12 protein-coding genes are annotated in these 13,995 nt (G+C 45.3%); 8 read left to right on the top strand and 4 right to left on the bottom strand.

The features are described from left to right. Positions 1-417 precede the first annotated feature (417 nt). Together NLZ44_RS23485 and NLZ44_RS23480 are read left to right on the top strand one after the other, a co-directional pair. A complete protein-coding gene (locus NLZ44_RS23485; protein ID WP_008051860.1) occupies positions 418-1,758 on the top strand; it encodes an adenylosuccinate synthase in 1,341 nt (446 codons plus the stop codon). 95 nt (positions 1,759-1,853) lie between these two features. After that, positions 1,854-2,459 carry a 50S ribosomal protein L25/general stress protein Ctc gene (locus NLZ44_RS23480; RefSeq protein ID WP_493751338.1) on the top strand — a complete coding sequence of 202 codons (606 nt, stop codon included), beginning with the start codon at positions 1,854-1,856 and terminating at the stop codon, positions 2,457-2,459. Positions 2,460-2,583: 124 nt separating this feature from the next. On the opposite strand, the gene NLZ44_RS23475 is transcribed toward NLZ44_RS23480, so the two are convergent. Continuing rightward, positions 2,584-3,600 carry an adenosine kinase gene (locus tag NLZ44_RS23475; protein ID WP_315664080.1) on the bottom strand — a complete coding sequence of 339 codons (1,017 nt, stop codon included), beginning with the start codon at positions 3,598-3,600 and terminating at the stop codon, positions 2,584-2,586. 450 nt (positions 3,601-4,050) lie between these two features. Between NLZ44_RS23475 and NLZ44_RS23470 the strand changes: the two genes are divergently transcribed. Then, complete coding sequence (locus tag NLZ44_RS23470) at positions 4,051-4,494, top strand: T3SS (YopN, CesT) and YbjN peptide-binding chaperone 1 (protein ID WP_006622096.1); 444 nt, start codon at positions 4,051-4,053, stop codon at positions 4,492-4,494. A 218-nt stretch (positions 4,495-4,712) separates the two neighbouring features. Here the strand turns inward: NLZ44_RS23470 and NLZ44_RS23465 are convergent, their stop codons facing one another. Beyond that, positions 4,713-5,519, bottom strand: coding sequence for a COP23 domain-containing protein (locus NLZ44_RS23465; RefSeq protein WP_493751337.1), 807 nt, complete (start codon positions 5,517-5,519; stop codon positions 4,713-4,715). 140 nt (positions 5,520-5,659) lie between these two features. On the opposite strand from NLZ44_RS23465, the gene crtR reads away from it, so the two are divergent. The 4 genes from crtR to lepA all read left to right on the top strand — a co-directional run bounded on the left by crtR (position 5,660) and on the right by lepA (position 9,666). Further along, positions 5,660-6,565, top strand: a complete 906-nt coding sequence (gene crtR / locus NLZ44_RS23460; protein WP_493751336.1) for a beta-carotene hydroxylase — start codon at positions 5,660-5,662, stop codon at positions 6,563-6,565. A gap of 10 nt (positions 6,566-6,575) precedes the next feature. After that, complete coding sequence (lepB, locus tag NLZ44_RS23455; RefSeq protein ID WP_008051867.1) at positions 6,576-7,169, top strand: signal peptidase I; 594 nt, start codon at positions 6,576-6,578, stop codon at positions 7,167-7,169. A 165-nt stretch (positions 7,170-7,334) separates the two neighbouring features. Further along, a complete protein-coding gene (locus NLZ44_RS23450) occupies positions 7,335-7,658 on the top strand; it encodes a DUF1825 family protein (RefSeq protein WP_006618001.1) in 324 nt (107 codons plus the stop codon). Positions 7,659-7,851: 193 nt separating this feature from the next. Then, positions 7,852-9,666: a translation elongation factor 4 gene (gene lepA / locus NLZ44_RS23445; protein ID WP_006622093.1), complete on the top strand. Its 1,815-nt coding sequence runs from the start codon at positions 7,852-7,854 to the stop codon at positions 9,664-9,666. Positions 9,667-9,712: 46 nt separating this feature from the next. Here lepA and NLZ44_RS23440 read toward each other — a convergent pair whose 3' ends face one another. Together NLZ44_RS23440 and NLZ44_RS23435 are read right to left on the bottom strand one after the other, a co-directional pair. Beyond that, positions 9,713-11,188 carry an MBOAT family O-acyltransferase gene (locus NLZ44_RS23440; protein ID WP_493751335.1) on the bottom strand — a complete coding sequence of 492 codons (1,476 nt, stop codon included), beginning with the start codon at positions 11,186-11,188 and terminating at the stop codon, positions 9,713-9,715. Between the two features lie 102 nt (positions 11,189-11,290). After that, complete coding sequence (locus NLZ44_RS23435) at positions 11,291-13,021, bottom strand: glycoside hydrolase family 10-like protein (RefSeq protein ID WP_493753065.1); 1,731 nt, start codon at positions 13,019-13,021, stop codon at positions 11,291-11,293. Between the two features lie 243 nt (positions 13,022-13,264). On the opposite strand from NLZ44_RS23435, the gene NLZ44_RS23430 reads away from it, so the two are divergent. Beyond that, positions 13,265-13,777, top strand: a complete 513-nt coding sequence (locus tag NLZ44_RS23430; RefSeq protein WP_493751334.1) for a hypothetical protein — start codon at positions 13,265-13,267, stop codon at positions 13,775-13,777. Positions 13,778-13,995: the final 218 nt, after the last annotated feature.

Below are 13,995 nucleotides of genomic sequence, written 5' to 3'. Positions count from 1 at the left end.
TGTCGCTGACTGGCAACAATTACGGAGTTGATTGAGAAGTTGATTGATAAAAAGTCAAAAGCAATCAGTCTAATTAATAAAAGAGAAGCAGACGAACTTTAAAGGGTTTTTTTTAAATTTATCAAAATCCCTAATCGGGTATTTGATGGGAAAAAGAGAGTTTGGGCTGATTACTTATACTCCTCTTTTACTAAGATACAACAATTTCTGTAGCTTATTTTACAAAAACACATTTTTTTACAAAACTTTACATGATCTCGGGGAGCCGAATTAGGGTGGTGAGATTTCTGGTGAAGCCGAGGAGAAGCAGGTTCTAAGGCTATTGGGGGAGATTTGGCGATCGAAGTATTTGACATGACACCAATGGACATTAGATAATAGGAGTTTGTGTAAACCGTAGCTTGGCGTAAGAGTCCCTTGGCTAACGTAATCGTAATAGGTGCCCAGTGGGGCGACGAAGGAAAAGGAAAAGTTACCGATCTCCTCAGCAAATCGGCTGATGTTGTGGTTCGCTACCAAGGAGGAGTGAATGCGGGTCATACCGTTGTAGTCAACGGCCAGACCTTTAAACTGCATCTGATTCCATCGGGAATTTTGTATCCTGATACCGAGTGCATTATCGGTTCGGGGACGGTGATTGATCCCAAAATATTGATTGGAGAACTAGACCAACTAGAAGAACTTGGCATTTCTACCGCCAAACTGATGATCGCTCAAACGGCTCATGTGACGATGCCTTATCACCGTTTGATTGATCAGGCATCGGAAGAACGCCGAGGAACTCGTAAAATTGGGACAACGGGCCGAGGTATTGGTCCGACCTATGCTGATAAATCAGAACGCACGGGTATTCGAGTCATTGATTTGATGGACTCGGAAAGTCTGCGATCGCAACTCGAATGGACAATTAAATATAAAAACGTCCTCCTCGAAAAACTCTATGATCTGCCCCCGGTAGACCCGGAAGCAGTGATCACAGAATATCTGGGATATGCAGAACGCCTGCGTCCCCATGTGGTTGATGCCTCCTTGAAAATTGATAATGCCGTGCGGAAACGGTACAATATTTTATTTGAAGGAGCCCAGGGAACCCTACTAGACCTAGATCATGGCACTTATCCCTATGTCACCTCATCTAATCCGGTGGCGGGTGGCGCTTGTGTGGGCGCTGGTGTGGGACCAACCATGATTGATCGGGTGATTGGTGTGGCGAAAGCCTATACTACCAGGGTGGGAGAGGGACCTTTTCCTACGGAAATGGTTGATGGCATTGGTCAGGTATTATGCGATCGCGGCGCGGAATTTGGAACCACCACCGGACGACAACGGCGGTGTGGTTGGTTTGATGGGGTGATTGGTCGCTATGCAGTGCGTATTAATGGCTTAGACTGTCTGGCTATTACCAAACTTGATGTTTTGGATGAGTTGGAAGAGATCAAAGTTTGCGTCGCCTATAATCTTGATGGTGAACGCTGCGAAGATTTCCCTAGCGATGGTCGCAAGTTTGCTCGCTGTCAGCCGATTTATGAAACCTTACCGGGATGGAAAAAATCTACGGCTGAATGTCGCGATTTGGAAGACTTACCGAAACAAGCTCTTGATTATCTCAAGTTTTTAGCAGAATTAATGGAGGTTCCGATCGCCATTGTTTCTCTAGGAGCCAGTCGCGATCAAACCATTATTGTCGAAGACCCCATTCACGGCCCGAAAAGAGCTTTATTAGATGCCAAAGGTCAGCCCGTAGAGCATCAATCTTAACCCGAGTGATCAAATTTTATGGGGTGGCGATCGCTCGGTATTTTTGGGTTAAAATATCCCTAAATTCATCACAGTTTAGTTAGTAGGAAATAATCATGGAAATTACTGTACAATGTCAGAAGCGACCATCAGGTTCTAAACCGAGAGCTTTACGCCGTGATGGTCTAATTCCCGCCGTTCTTTATGGTCATAAAGGGGCTGAATCTGAAGAACTGACCATTGATGCCAAAACCGCTGAAAATCTCATGAAAAAGGGAGCCGTGAATCATACCTTGATTCAACTGAATATTCCCGATTTATCCTGGGCTGGTAAGGCTCTGTTGCGGGAAGTACAAACCCACCCATGGAAAGGCTTTCCTTATCACCTGAGTTTTTTCTCAGTAGGAACTCTCGAGAGTGTGGAAGTCACTATTCCCCTAAACTTTATTGGCGAACCCATGGGAGTTAAAAATAGTGGGGGAATGCTTGATCTAGTAATTACTGAAGTGCAAGTCAACTGCAAGCCAGGGAATATTCCCGAAGCTATTGATGTAGAAGTTTCTTCACTAGAAGTTGGTGACGCGCTGCATATTAGTGAACTGCAACTCCCAGAGGGTGTAGAAGTTATTGCTGAGGCTGATCAAGTAGTGGCTTCAATTCTGTATCGTGGTGGCGGACAAGCTGAAGACGGGGAAGGAGAAACTGAGGAAGTTACAGCTTAATCAGAATTAGGGGCGGTTTAGACCGGGTACAAACAAGATAGATATTCCTATTTCTGTAGTCCGGAGTTAAGGAGAGAGTAGGAAACCGCCCCTACAGGATAATTATCGATAATCGATGATCAAATTAGCGGCTGATGATTTTTTCTAGCTGTGACCGATAGGATTCTGATAAACGAGGACCCCGGACTTGTACAATTTGAGAACCTAGATAATTCCCCCAGAGAGCAGCTTTCTCAGTAGTTAATCCGTTAGTGAGTCCATAGAGAACGCCACCAGCAAAAGCATCCCCCGCACCTACAGTATCAATAGGCTTAACCGGAAAACCAGAAACCGGGGTGATAGTTTTATTTTGGACAACTAAACAGCCTTGACCGCCATTAGTAATGAAAATTAGATCCGCTAAGGAAGACATTTGACGCGCACAGGCTTCTAGGTCTGTTTCTTGACAAAACCCCTTGACTTCATCTGCATTACAGAAAATCACATCAGCATATTCTGCTGATAATTGTCGCAGTTCCTCGCCGTGTCGTTCCACCAGGAATAGGTCAGAAAAGGTGAGAGCCACCTTAACATTATGGGTTTTAGCTTGTTGGAGGATATCTAAACAGGCTTGGCGGGGTTCAGGAGCATCCCAGAGATAACCTTCAACATAAACATATTTGCTCCGACGCAATGCCTCCCAATCGATATCGGCTGGAGACAGAGCAATAGATACCCCTAAATTAGTACATAAGGTGCGTTCTGCGTCTGGGGTGGTCAGGACTAAACAGGTTCCTGTGGGTCCTTGTTCTTCTGTGGCTGATGTAACCCCAAACTCAATTCCGGCGGCGGTCATGTCTTGTCTGTAAAACTCGCCGTTGGTGTCGGAACCTACTTTGGCAGCAAAATAACCAGTTCCACCACTTTGAGCGATCGCTATCATGGTATTAGCAGCAGAACCGCCACAGCTTAATTTAAGTGGGCTATTCTCCAACTCTTGCAATAAAGTACCCTGTTGGTGAGCATCCATCAGAGTCATACCGCCGCGACCCAGTTGATGAGTTTCCAGAAAATCATCTTCGACAAAGGCCAGAATATCTAATAGGGCATTTCCTACCCCAAACACATCTAAAGATTTTCCGTCCTGTGCATTTATAACCATTGTATTGCTTTAGTATTGATCAAAGTATAGGAGTTTGAGGAAGGGATTTCACCCGGCCACCTACTACGGTGGAGTCATTTTTCTAGTTGGCGATAGGCTTGAATGGCAAAAAAGAAAAACCCTACGGAACCTAAGAGGAGTAACACGGGTTCAATAAGACTGCCTGTAAAAATTTCGCTCATAGCCTTAACCTTAACTTTTTCATCGCACGATTCTGTTTAATATACCACAACCAGATTGCCGAAATCCCCGATTTTCCATAATCCACAAGCATTTGGGCTGAGTGGCAGTCCAAGTGGCCACATGGCAGATAGAGATCATGGTTGCCTTGTCGGGATATGATTTGTTGGTTGCCATTAATACCCACTAACACTAAAAAAGTTGTAGTGAGGACATTCTGGCACAAGTGTTTGGTAAAACTATGATCAATATACTGAAAGGGGGAAGCCGATGAAATTCGAGAGTGCAATACAGGAAGCCTGTTATGAGAAAATTACTACTTGGATGAGGGAACTTTACGGTAAATTTCCTTGTGCCAGACAGGATGTGCCGGGACTGGCCCTGTTTATGGGGTCAGCACTGGTGGAGGTGTTTGTTTTTCCGTGGGGAAAAGATGAGGCAATTATTAACACTCGTTCCTATGTGGTGACGGGAACAGAACTTACCCCAGACCTGATGCGGTTTCTGTTGCGGGAAAACAGCAATATGCGCTTTGGAGCCTTTGGTATTGATGATAATGGTGATGTTCTGTTCGAGCATACCATTGTGGGTTCGACCTGCGACAAAATTGAACTGGAATCTTCGGTAAATGCGGTGCTAGAAATTGCTGATGATTATGATGACAAAATTGTGGAGCGTTGGGGAGGAATGCGGGCTTTAGATCGGATTCGCTAGTATTATACTGTGGCCGATCGCTCTACCACCACCAAAATTTTATCGAAAATGTCGGGCAGAATACCCATCCTTTTTGCCAGGTGGGGATGAATGCCCGACCAGTATACTCAATCTTCTCGCCCCTATCAACAGACGGCGCGTGACCTGGCTCCGGTTTTTTGGTGTTGACACACCCCGACCCACCACAAAACCCCCGTATTTGGGGGTTTAAGGGGAGATTAGCGGAAGAAACGGCGATTCATGCGATTTCCAGTGCCGCCGTCTGCTGGGTCTAGGAAAGGTTTTAACAGAATCCCTTGGGAACGATTAGACGAACTCCTGGGAATGATGCCTTCCAGTGTACCAAGGGTTGAGCGTTCATTGACCAAAGTCAAAACGCCCTGGGTACTCTGTCCGCTGTCAGCAATTAACAAATTCTGAAAAATGCGATCGCGCACGACTTCGGCACTTTCTCCGGCCGGAACCGTCAGGACAATCCGACATTGAGGGATATCTTCCGTAGTAGCACAAACAGTGTTGTAGCCATTTTCTACAGCGGTCTGTAAAGCCACCAACCCATCAGGGCGATAGGACTCCAGACGGCTACTAATTTCCTGACAGCGACGTTGGGGAGTCCAACCACCTCCCATTTCACCAGGAACCGCCCAGGGGAAGCCTTGAGTTGGTTGGCTGACGGGATAATACATAACTGTATATTGACCGTTGACCACTTCACAGCGGAACCGGGGAATATTGGCGGTTTCTGTTTCTACTTCTACCTGGGGAATGGGAACTGTCTCCTCTTGCTGGGGAGGAATAGAGGTTTGTGTAGGGATTGGTTGTGGGTTTTGGGGAAAATTAATCCTAGGAAGACCGAGTTGATCAGTAATCTGGGACCAGGAGGGACTAAAATGGCGATCGCCTATGGACAGGGGCCTAGCTGTGGCCGCACCCTGATTGAACACCAGAGGCATGGCTAAGGATAAGCTGATCACCCCGAAAATGGGCGAAAATTTACGCCAACCAAACTTGAATTGTGTAAACATGGAATTTTTTTCCTCCTTCAGGTAAAGTAGTGATATTTTCTTAGGCAAGGTTGCAACTCATTTTGTTTACAAATATTTACAGTTGCTCAGGACTCGCGTAAAATACTCAGGTGTCAAACTTCTAAGGAGTGCAAACGATAATGTCGGAGGGCCAGAAGCTGCTGACGGTTCCCAAGGATTTCCTAGTCCCGGAAGGGGGTTTAAATATAACCCTCCTTATGTTCTTAGGGGCTATTGCGATCGTCATTAGTTCTACTCTAGGTTACTGGTGCTGGCACTGGCCTAATTGGTTCTGTTTTTTGTGTAATGTACTAGCCCTACATCTAGCAGGGACAGTCATTCATGACGCATCCCATAATTCTGCACACCGCGATCGCACCCTGAATGCAATTCTGGGACATGGTAGTGCTTTAATGTTGGGTTTTGCCTTTCCAGTTTTTACCCGGGTCCATATCCAACATCATGCCCATGTTAATGACCCAGACAATGATCCTGATCATTTTGTTTCCACAGGGGGGCCGTTGTGGTTAATTGCAGCCAGATTTTTTTATCACGAGATTTTCTTCTTCCGGCGGCGACTGTGGCGCAAGTATGAGTTACTGGAGTGGTTTTTAAGCCGTATGGTGGTCGTGGTAATTGTCGCCCTAGGGGTTCACTATGATTTTTTGGGCTATATTCTCAACTTCTGGTTTACTCCGGCTTTAGTGGTAGGATTGGCTTTGGGCTTATTCTTTGATTATTTGCCCCATCGTCCTTTTCAAGAACGCAATCGCTGGAAAAATGCCAGGGTTTATCCTAGTGCGCTCCTCAATATTTTGATTTTGGGACAAAACTACCACTTGATCCACCATCTGTGGCCGTCAATTCCCTGGTATAAATATAAACCTGCCTACGAAGCGACTAAACCTCTGTTAGATGCCAAAGGCTCTCCCCAAACCTTGGGATTGCTTAATGGCAAGGACTTCTGGAGTTTTATGTATGATATTTTCCTAGGGATTCGTTTTCACCATCACAAATCGCCTAAGTTGTCTGAATCAGAGGATTGAATCAACCAAAATGAGATCCCAGGAACAAAAACAGGAACCACAAGGGGAAACCAAGCCCAAAGACCCGGCTCCAACCGCTAAAGGGGGGAAATTTCGGGAAAATTTGGTGATTCTGGCGGTGGCTTTGAGTCTATCGTTACTAATCCGCATTTTTGTGGCTGAACCCCGTTATATTCCCTCGGATTCAATGTTCCCGACTTTGGAAATTGGCGATCGCTTAGTGGTAGAAAAGGTTTTATATAGATTCAGTCCTCCCAAGTTTGGGGATATTATTGTTTTTACGCCACCTGGACAGTTAAGGGTTCAAGGCTACACCAAAGACCAAGCATTTATCAAGCGTATTATTGGTGAACCAGGTCAACTGGTGGAAATTCGCGGCGGTAAGGTTTATTTAGATAATGATCCGATCGCAGAAGAGTATATCGCGGAACCTCCTGAGTATGATTGGGGACCGAATTTGGTACCTGACCAACAGTATTTTGTCATGGGAGATAACCGCAACGATAGCAATGATTCCCACATCTGGGGATTTTTACCCCAACAGAACATTATTGGTAGGGCGGCTTGGCGTTTTTGGCCTTGGGAACGATTAGGGCCGATCTAAGAGAAAATTTGTCTATAAGGATTATAGCCCGAAGTGGTACGGCAATTGCGACCCTTGGGGGGTACAGTAGCCGAGATTTCGGTGTTACAATCGTAGACAAAATATAGGAGCAATTCCTGGGTTAAGGAATCGCGATCGCCTGTTGTATAAAAGATTTAACCAATTATGAGTTTCTTTGAATCTGAGATTGTACAGCAAGAAGCCAAACAGTTATTTGAGGACTATCAGTCTTTAATCCAACTGGGAAGCGATTATGGGAAATTTGACCGAGAGGGCAAAAAACTGTTTATTGAGAATATGGAATCGATGATGGATCGTTACCGTATCTTTATGAAGCGGTTTGAACTGTCTGAGGATTTCATGGCCCAGATGACTATGGAACAGTTAAAAACTCAACTAGGCCAGTTTGGGATTACCCCTGACCAGATGTTCCAACAAATGCACATGACCCTAGAAAAGATGAAATCGGAACTGGAAAAACAACCTTAGATGGTTTATCCAAAAACTTGAGCCTCAGAAAATGCTGTATATGGCATTTTGGGGGCTTATTTTGTCCGCTACAAGGCTATAACCGGATTTTGGTTTGATCAGTTGTGGGTGCGATCGCTACGGTCGCCAATTTTTTGTTAAAATACGTTAAGCACCCATCCTCCCACTGACTGGTTTTAAAAAGTTACCCCTTATGACTAACGTTCCTGTAACTCGGATTCGTAATTTTTCGATTATTGCTCATATTGATCATGGTAAGTCTACCTTAGCCGATCGCCTACTTCAGCAGACCGGGACTGTCGCTGATCGCCAGATGAAGGAACAGTTCCTAGATTCCATGGATATTGAACGGGAACGGGGGATTACCATCAAACTCCAGGCCGCTCGGATGAATTATACAGCCAAAGATGGTCAGGAATATGTTTTGAATCTGATCGATACTCCTGGCCATGTGGACTTTTCCTATGAGGTATCCCGTTCTTTGGCTGCTTGTGAGGGAGCGCTGTTAGTTGTGGATGCTTCCCAAGGGGTGGAAGCGCAAACCTTGGCTAATGTCTATTTAGCTTTGGAGAATGATTTAGAAATTATCCCAGTCCTCAATAAAATTGATTTACCTGGGGCTGAACCTGAACGGGTCGCTGGGGAAATTGAGGAAATTATTGGTTTAGACTGTTCCGATGCGATCCGCGCTTCTGCTAAGGAAGGTATTGGTATTGGGGAGATTTTGGAGTCTATTGTCAAATTAGTTCCGCCTCCCAAGGATACCGTATCCGAGAAACTGCGGGCGTTGATTTTTGATAGCTATTATGACAGTTATCGTGGGGTGATTGTCTATTTTCGGGTCATGGACGGGACGGTTAAAAAAGGCGATCGCATTCGTTTAATGGCATCTGGTAAAGAATACGAAATTGATGAGTTAGGAGTATTAGCCCCCACTCAAACCCCTGTTGATGAATTGCACGCCGGGGAAGTCGGCTATCTGGGTGCGGCGATTAAGGCTGTGGAAGATGCCCGGGTTGGTGATACCATTACTATGGCTAAAAATCAGGCGGATAACCCTCTCCCTGGATACACAGAGGCTAAACCCATGGTATTTTGTGGGTTATTTCCTATTGATGCTGACCAGTTTCCCGACTTACGAGAAGCCCTCGATCGCCTCAAGTTAAATGATGCTTCTTTGTCATACGAACCTGAAACGTCTAGTGCTATGGGGTTTGGTTTCCGGTGTGGTTTCTTGGGGTTACTACACATGGAAATTGTCCAAGAGAGATTGGAACGAGAATATGACCTAAATTTGATTGTCACTTCTCCTTCTGTGGTCTATAGGGTGACGACTAATACTGGGGAAGTGCTGATGATTGATAACCCGAGTAAATTACCCGAACCTAATCACCGCGAGAAAATAGAGGAACCTTATGTGCGGGTAGAAATGATTACCCCAGAGACTTTTGTGGGTACTTTGATGGAATTAGCCCAAGGTCGGCGGGGTGATTTTCTGGATATGAAATATCTGACTATGGGGCGGACTACTTTGGTTTATGAGGTTCCTTTGGCTGAGGTGGTGACGGACTTTTTTGATCAAATGAAATCGCGATCGCGGGGATATGCCAGTATGGAATATCATTTTGTCGGCTACCGTGAGAATCCTTTGGTTAAGCTGGATATTATGATTAATAAGGATACTGTAGACTCCCTGGCGATGATTGTTCATCGGGATAAAGCCTATAATGTCGGACGGGGAATGGCGGAAAAACTCAAAGAGTTGATTCCTCGCCATCAGTTTAAGGTCCCTATTCAAGCGGCGATCGGTTCTAAGGTGATCGCTAGTGAACATATACCAGCTTTGCGTAAGGACGTTTTAGCTAAGTGTTATGGCGGTGATATTAGCCGTAAAAAGAAATTACTCCAGAAGCAGGCTAAGGGTAAAAAACGGATGAAGGCTTTGGGGTCGGTGGATGTTCCCCAAGAGGCTTTTATGGCGGTTTTAAAACTTAATCAAGATTCCTAATTTCTGGCGATGTGGTTGGGGTATCACTGGGGGGGAGTCCTGGGGCTTAAAAGTCAAAATAAATGTAGGGTAAACCACCTTCTGGGGCTAATAATAAGACCGCGAAAAAGCACAGGGGAACTAAAATTAACTTAATCGGCCAGTTAAGTTGTACTTTTAAACCCCGTCGAAATGCGGTGGCGATCGCCATGGCTATGATTACCCCAACTAGAATCCTGGCTAAATCAATTCTTTCAACTCCTAAAGCCTCCACATAAACTAGGTGGGCAAATTGAATGTCGGCGCGGGTGCCCCAAAGGTTTTGCACTACCCAAAATGAATCCTTTAAGTCAGGAAGTCTGAAGAAAATCCAAGTCCAAAAAACCATTAATTGGGTGATAAACCAACTGATAATTATACCTGGAAAAGTTAGCCAAATCCACTCTATTGATAACTGTTTAGATAGGGTGTCTGTCAGTCGGTGAATGACTAAAGCTACCCCGTGTAATACCCCCCATAAAATAAACCCCCAGGCTGCGCCGTGCCAAATTCCCGCAATTAACATGACAATTAGTAAGTTGAGACAGGTGCGCGTGAGTCCCACCCTTGACCCTCCTAGGGGAAAATATAGATAATTTCGCAGCCAGTCCCCTAGGGTGATATGCCATCGTCGCCAAAAATCGGCGATACTGGTGGTAAAATAGGGAGCATCAAAGTTTTCTGGTAAGTTTAATCCTAGTAGTAATGCTGTACCTCTGGCTAGGTCTACATAGCCGGTAAAATCTAAATAAAGCTGTAAACCATAAGCCACTGTAGCCAGCCATAAGTCGCCACTTCCAGCCCGTTGTAAGTTGTCAAAACTTAGGTCTACGAAAATACCAATGCGATCGGCAAAAATTCCTTTTTTGACTGCGCCCATAGCCAGCAACCATAAACCATCTGTGATTTTTTCTGGTGTGGGAAATTGCAGGGTTTGGAATTGATTTTTGAGATGATGATAGCGGGTAATTGGGCCGGCAATGAATTTGGGGAATAAGAATTTATAGCTGGTAAATTCTAGTAAAGAATTGGTGGGGGGTGCGCCTCTATATACATCTATTAAATAGGCGATTATTTCAAAGCAGAAAAAACTCAATCCTAAAGGTGGTACAATATAGGAACTTACCCAAACCGCTGCATCTTGAATCTGATTATTATTGAAGATACCGCCAATGATATTGAGCAGAAAAGGAATATATTTAAAGCCTAGTAATAGTAGGAGGTTGATGGTAATTCCAATCCACAATAAAATCAGGCGGCCACGGTTGAAGGAACTATTGGCAATTTGCCAGTCTTCTAAAGGCTCACCGATAGAGAGGGCTAAACCAAAGTTAAAGAAAATGCACAGTAACAGCAGGGGGATATATTGAATTTGTAGGGAGGCATAAAATATTAAACTGGCTGCTAATAGTATGATTAATCTGCCTTTGCGCCAGGGCGTTAGCCAATAAATCAGGAAGACACAAAACAGGAAGATAGCGTAATCGGTGGAGATAAAAGTCATAAATAGGGAAGTGGGAAGTTGCCATAATAAAGGCGGGTTATCTGCTCAGGGTCAATGGTGACCAATTCAGTGAATTAACCCGCCTCTTGATGAAGTTAGAAATTAACTGACATTAACGATCGCCTCTGAACTTTCGTTAGCCATGCGATCGACCGCTCGGACGGCGTAGGTTCCTGGTGAGACCCTGACCGCTGTGGTATTGCGATCGAGGACTCTCACCAACTGCCAACCATTGGTAAACTGCTGGTATAAAGCCCAAGATCGGATATCATGATCAGGAGATGGATTCCAGGAAATCATCCCGGAACTAGCTTGTAAACCCGTTGGGGGTTGTGGTGGTTCATTGTCTAGCCAAGGCATAGACGGCGGCAGAGCCGGAGTTGGGTAAACAGATGATTTAAATACCTCATTCACACCACTTTGATTATCCCGAAACATCTTCATGCTAAAAAAGATATTTCCCAGGGAAAGCTGATTAGCTTTTTGGCGAGAAATCTGGACTTGTCGCTGAAACTCAGACACAGGCCAACCATTAGCCAATTGACTCAGAAAGTTTCCCGTATAAATATGGCGCTGGAAGGGGTTATTCCGTACCCACCAATCCAATAACACCGGATAACTCTGTTGTGGGGGGTCAATGCGCCAATAGAGTTGGGGAGAGAGATAATCTAACCATCCCCTATCCATCCATAATTTGACATCAGCAAAGATAGCCTCATATTGATCCATACCCACAATTCCCGGAGCCTTTCCAGGGCGATAAATACCAAAGGGACTAATGCCAAATTTGACATAGGGCTTAATTTCCTTAATCCCCTGATATAGGCGGAATATCATCTGATTGACATTATTTCGCCGCCAGTCAGCCAGGGAGAGATTACCCCCAGCCGCTCGATAGGCGTTGTAGGTTTGTCCGTCCGGGAAAGGAATTCCGGGTTTGGGATAGGGGTAAAAATAATCATCCAGGTGAACCGCATCTATGTCGTAGCGCCGGACAACATCCATAATCACGTTATAGGTGCGGTCTTGTACTTCTTTCGCACCAGGGTCCATCCAAATTAGGTCGCCGTAGCGGTAGGCGTATTGGGGATAAACCGCGGCCATGTGATTGGGTGCAAAAGGACCCCTTTCTGAACCCATGCGGGCGCGATAGGGATTAAACCAGGCGTGGAGTTCAATATTGCGCTTGTGGGATTCTTCAATGGCAAATTGTAGGGGGTCATAGAAGGGATTAGGGGCTTGCCCTTGTCTTCCGGTCAGCCAGGTACTCCAGGGTTCAATTTGGGACTGATAGAAAGCATCGCCGGTGGGGCGAATTTGCAAGACTAGGGCGTTAAGGTTTAATTCCTGCATCCGGTTAAGGATAGCTAGGAGTTCAAATTTTTGTTGGGCTACCGATAGATTGGAAGCTGAGGGCCAGTCAATATTAACTACCGAGGCGACCCATACTCCCCTAAATTCCCGTTGATGGCTGGGTTGATTGGATTGGGGACTGTTGCTGGCGGTTTCAAAAGGGTTTGGTAGGGGAATTTGGCTGAGTTCAAAATCAGGCCCTACCTGGGTGGGGGTGGGTGGCGGTTGTGGGGGGTTGGTAATGGCGGAAATTATGCGATCGCCTGCTGCCGCACAATAGGCGTGGGTTTGGCTAAGGACGAATCCGAGAATCAGCCCACATACCCAAATGCCGATTTTTCTCTGGAGGCTAGTGATGGGTTTAACCGTGATAGATTCCCGGTAGCCCCTAAATTTGGCGAGGCGGCGCGAGTCGTTGTTGGATGTCATAGATGGATCTTGAGCAGATAATTTGGCGATGATTTTGGTTAGGATCAACAATTTATCAGATTTGGCCTTATAGTGGCTACTGGCTATGGTAATGCGATCGTCACCAATCCTGAAATAAATAGATATCCGGGACAATAGTTGGGTTCCGGTAATAATATCAGTTGATATCTGAGGTAAAATTTGCTAGAGTTCCGAGATACCTCTGGCATAAAGTCTCAGGAATTTGGAATCCTAGGGCAATAGCCTGTAGGATGGATCGGCAAACCACTAGGTGATTTTGAGGAGATGAGTTTAATGAAGTCTAAACTGTTAGGTGGGTTGTGTGTGCTGATTACAGCATTCATGCCTGTCAAAGCCTTCGCTCAAATTGGAGTTCCCACAACTCCATCAGATTTTGATATCAGATACCAGCGACCAGATCCCGAAACTGGCAGAGTAACTCCCCCCAGGTACTACAGCTTGCCCGATTTGGCTAATCCTTTTCGGACTCTCCCTTCTGCTTTCCGCTATCCGATTATGTATGAATTAGGAGTTAACCGCAACATCAGAAGTGATGCAGTAATCACCGATGAAGTATTTATTCCTAATCTGCCACCAATTCCGGCCGGCATTACCCTAGATAATATTCCCCGCGTCCGCGCTGAATATACCCGCCGGGTTGAGGAGTGGGGCGAACGGGTTCAGGAATGCAAGAGACTTGATCCCCTGATCATTAAAACTGATACCGGAAACCCCGTGTTAATTAATCAACGTTCTGCTGGAAGAATTGTTCTGAACGCTAACAATATTTCCGTTTGTCCCAGATAACAGCATCATAGATTATCCGTTGTTGCTCAGATGTTGTTGCTAATCCCCTCTTGGTATCAAGATGGGGATTATTTGTATTTGGGACAGAAAATAGACCAAAATTATGCCACCTATGGCGAGTGGAAATATTTTGAGCCATAATTGAATCATAATCGCATCCGTCTTGGTTTTCTAAGGGTCCGAAAATTTTATGACTGATCAAGTGATGACTCCTCCCT

It is taken from the genome of Arthrospira sp. PCC 9901, assembly GCF_059013425.1.
This window is presented reverse-complemented; position numbering and strand designations above follow the sequence as displayed.

Coding starts and splice junctions, on each gene's coding strand:
- NLZ44_RS23450 (WP_006618001.1), top strand. CDS start 7,335: ATGAGTTTCTTTGAATCTGAGATTGTACAGCAAGAAGCCAAACAGTTA.
- NLZ44_RS23475 (WP_315664080.1), bottom strand. CDS start 3,600: ATGGTTATAAATGCACAGGACGGAAAATCTTTAGATGTGTTTGGGGTA.
- lepA (WP_006622093.1), top strand. CDS start 7,852: ATGACTAACGTTCCTGTAACTCGGATTCGTAATTTTTCGATTATTGCT.
- crtR (WP_493751336.1), top strand. CDS start 5,660: ATGTCGGAGGGCCAGAAGCTGCTGACGGTTCCCAAGGATTTCCTAGTC.
- NLZ44_RS23470 (WP_006622096.1), top strand. CDS start 4,051: ATGAAATTCGAGAGTGCAATACAGGAAGCCTGTTATGAGAAAATTACT.
- NLZ44_RS23480 (WP_493751338.1), top strand. CDS start 1,854: ATGGAAATTACTGTACAATGTCAGAAGCGACCATCAGGTTCTAAACCG.
- NLZ44_RS23430 (WP_493751334.1), top strand. CDS start 13,265: ATGAAGTCTAAACTGTTAGGTGGGTTGTGTGTGCTGATTACAGCATTC.
- NLZ44_RS23440 (WP_493751335.1), bottom strand. CDS start 11,188: ATGACTTTTATCTCCACCGATTACGCTATCTTCCTGTTTTGTGTCTTC.
- lepB (WP_008051867.1), top strand. CDS start 6,576: ATGAGATCCCAGGAACAAAAACAGGAACCACAAGGGGAAACCAAGCCC.
- NLZ44_RS23465 (WP_493751337.1), bottom strand. CDS start 5,519: ATGTTTACACAATTCAAGTTTGGTTGGCGTAAATTTTCGCCCATTTTC.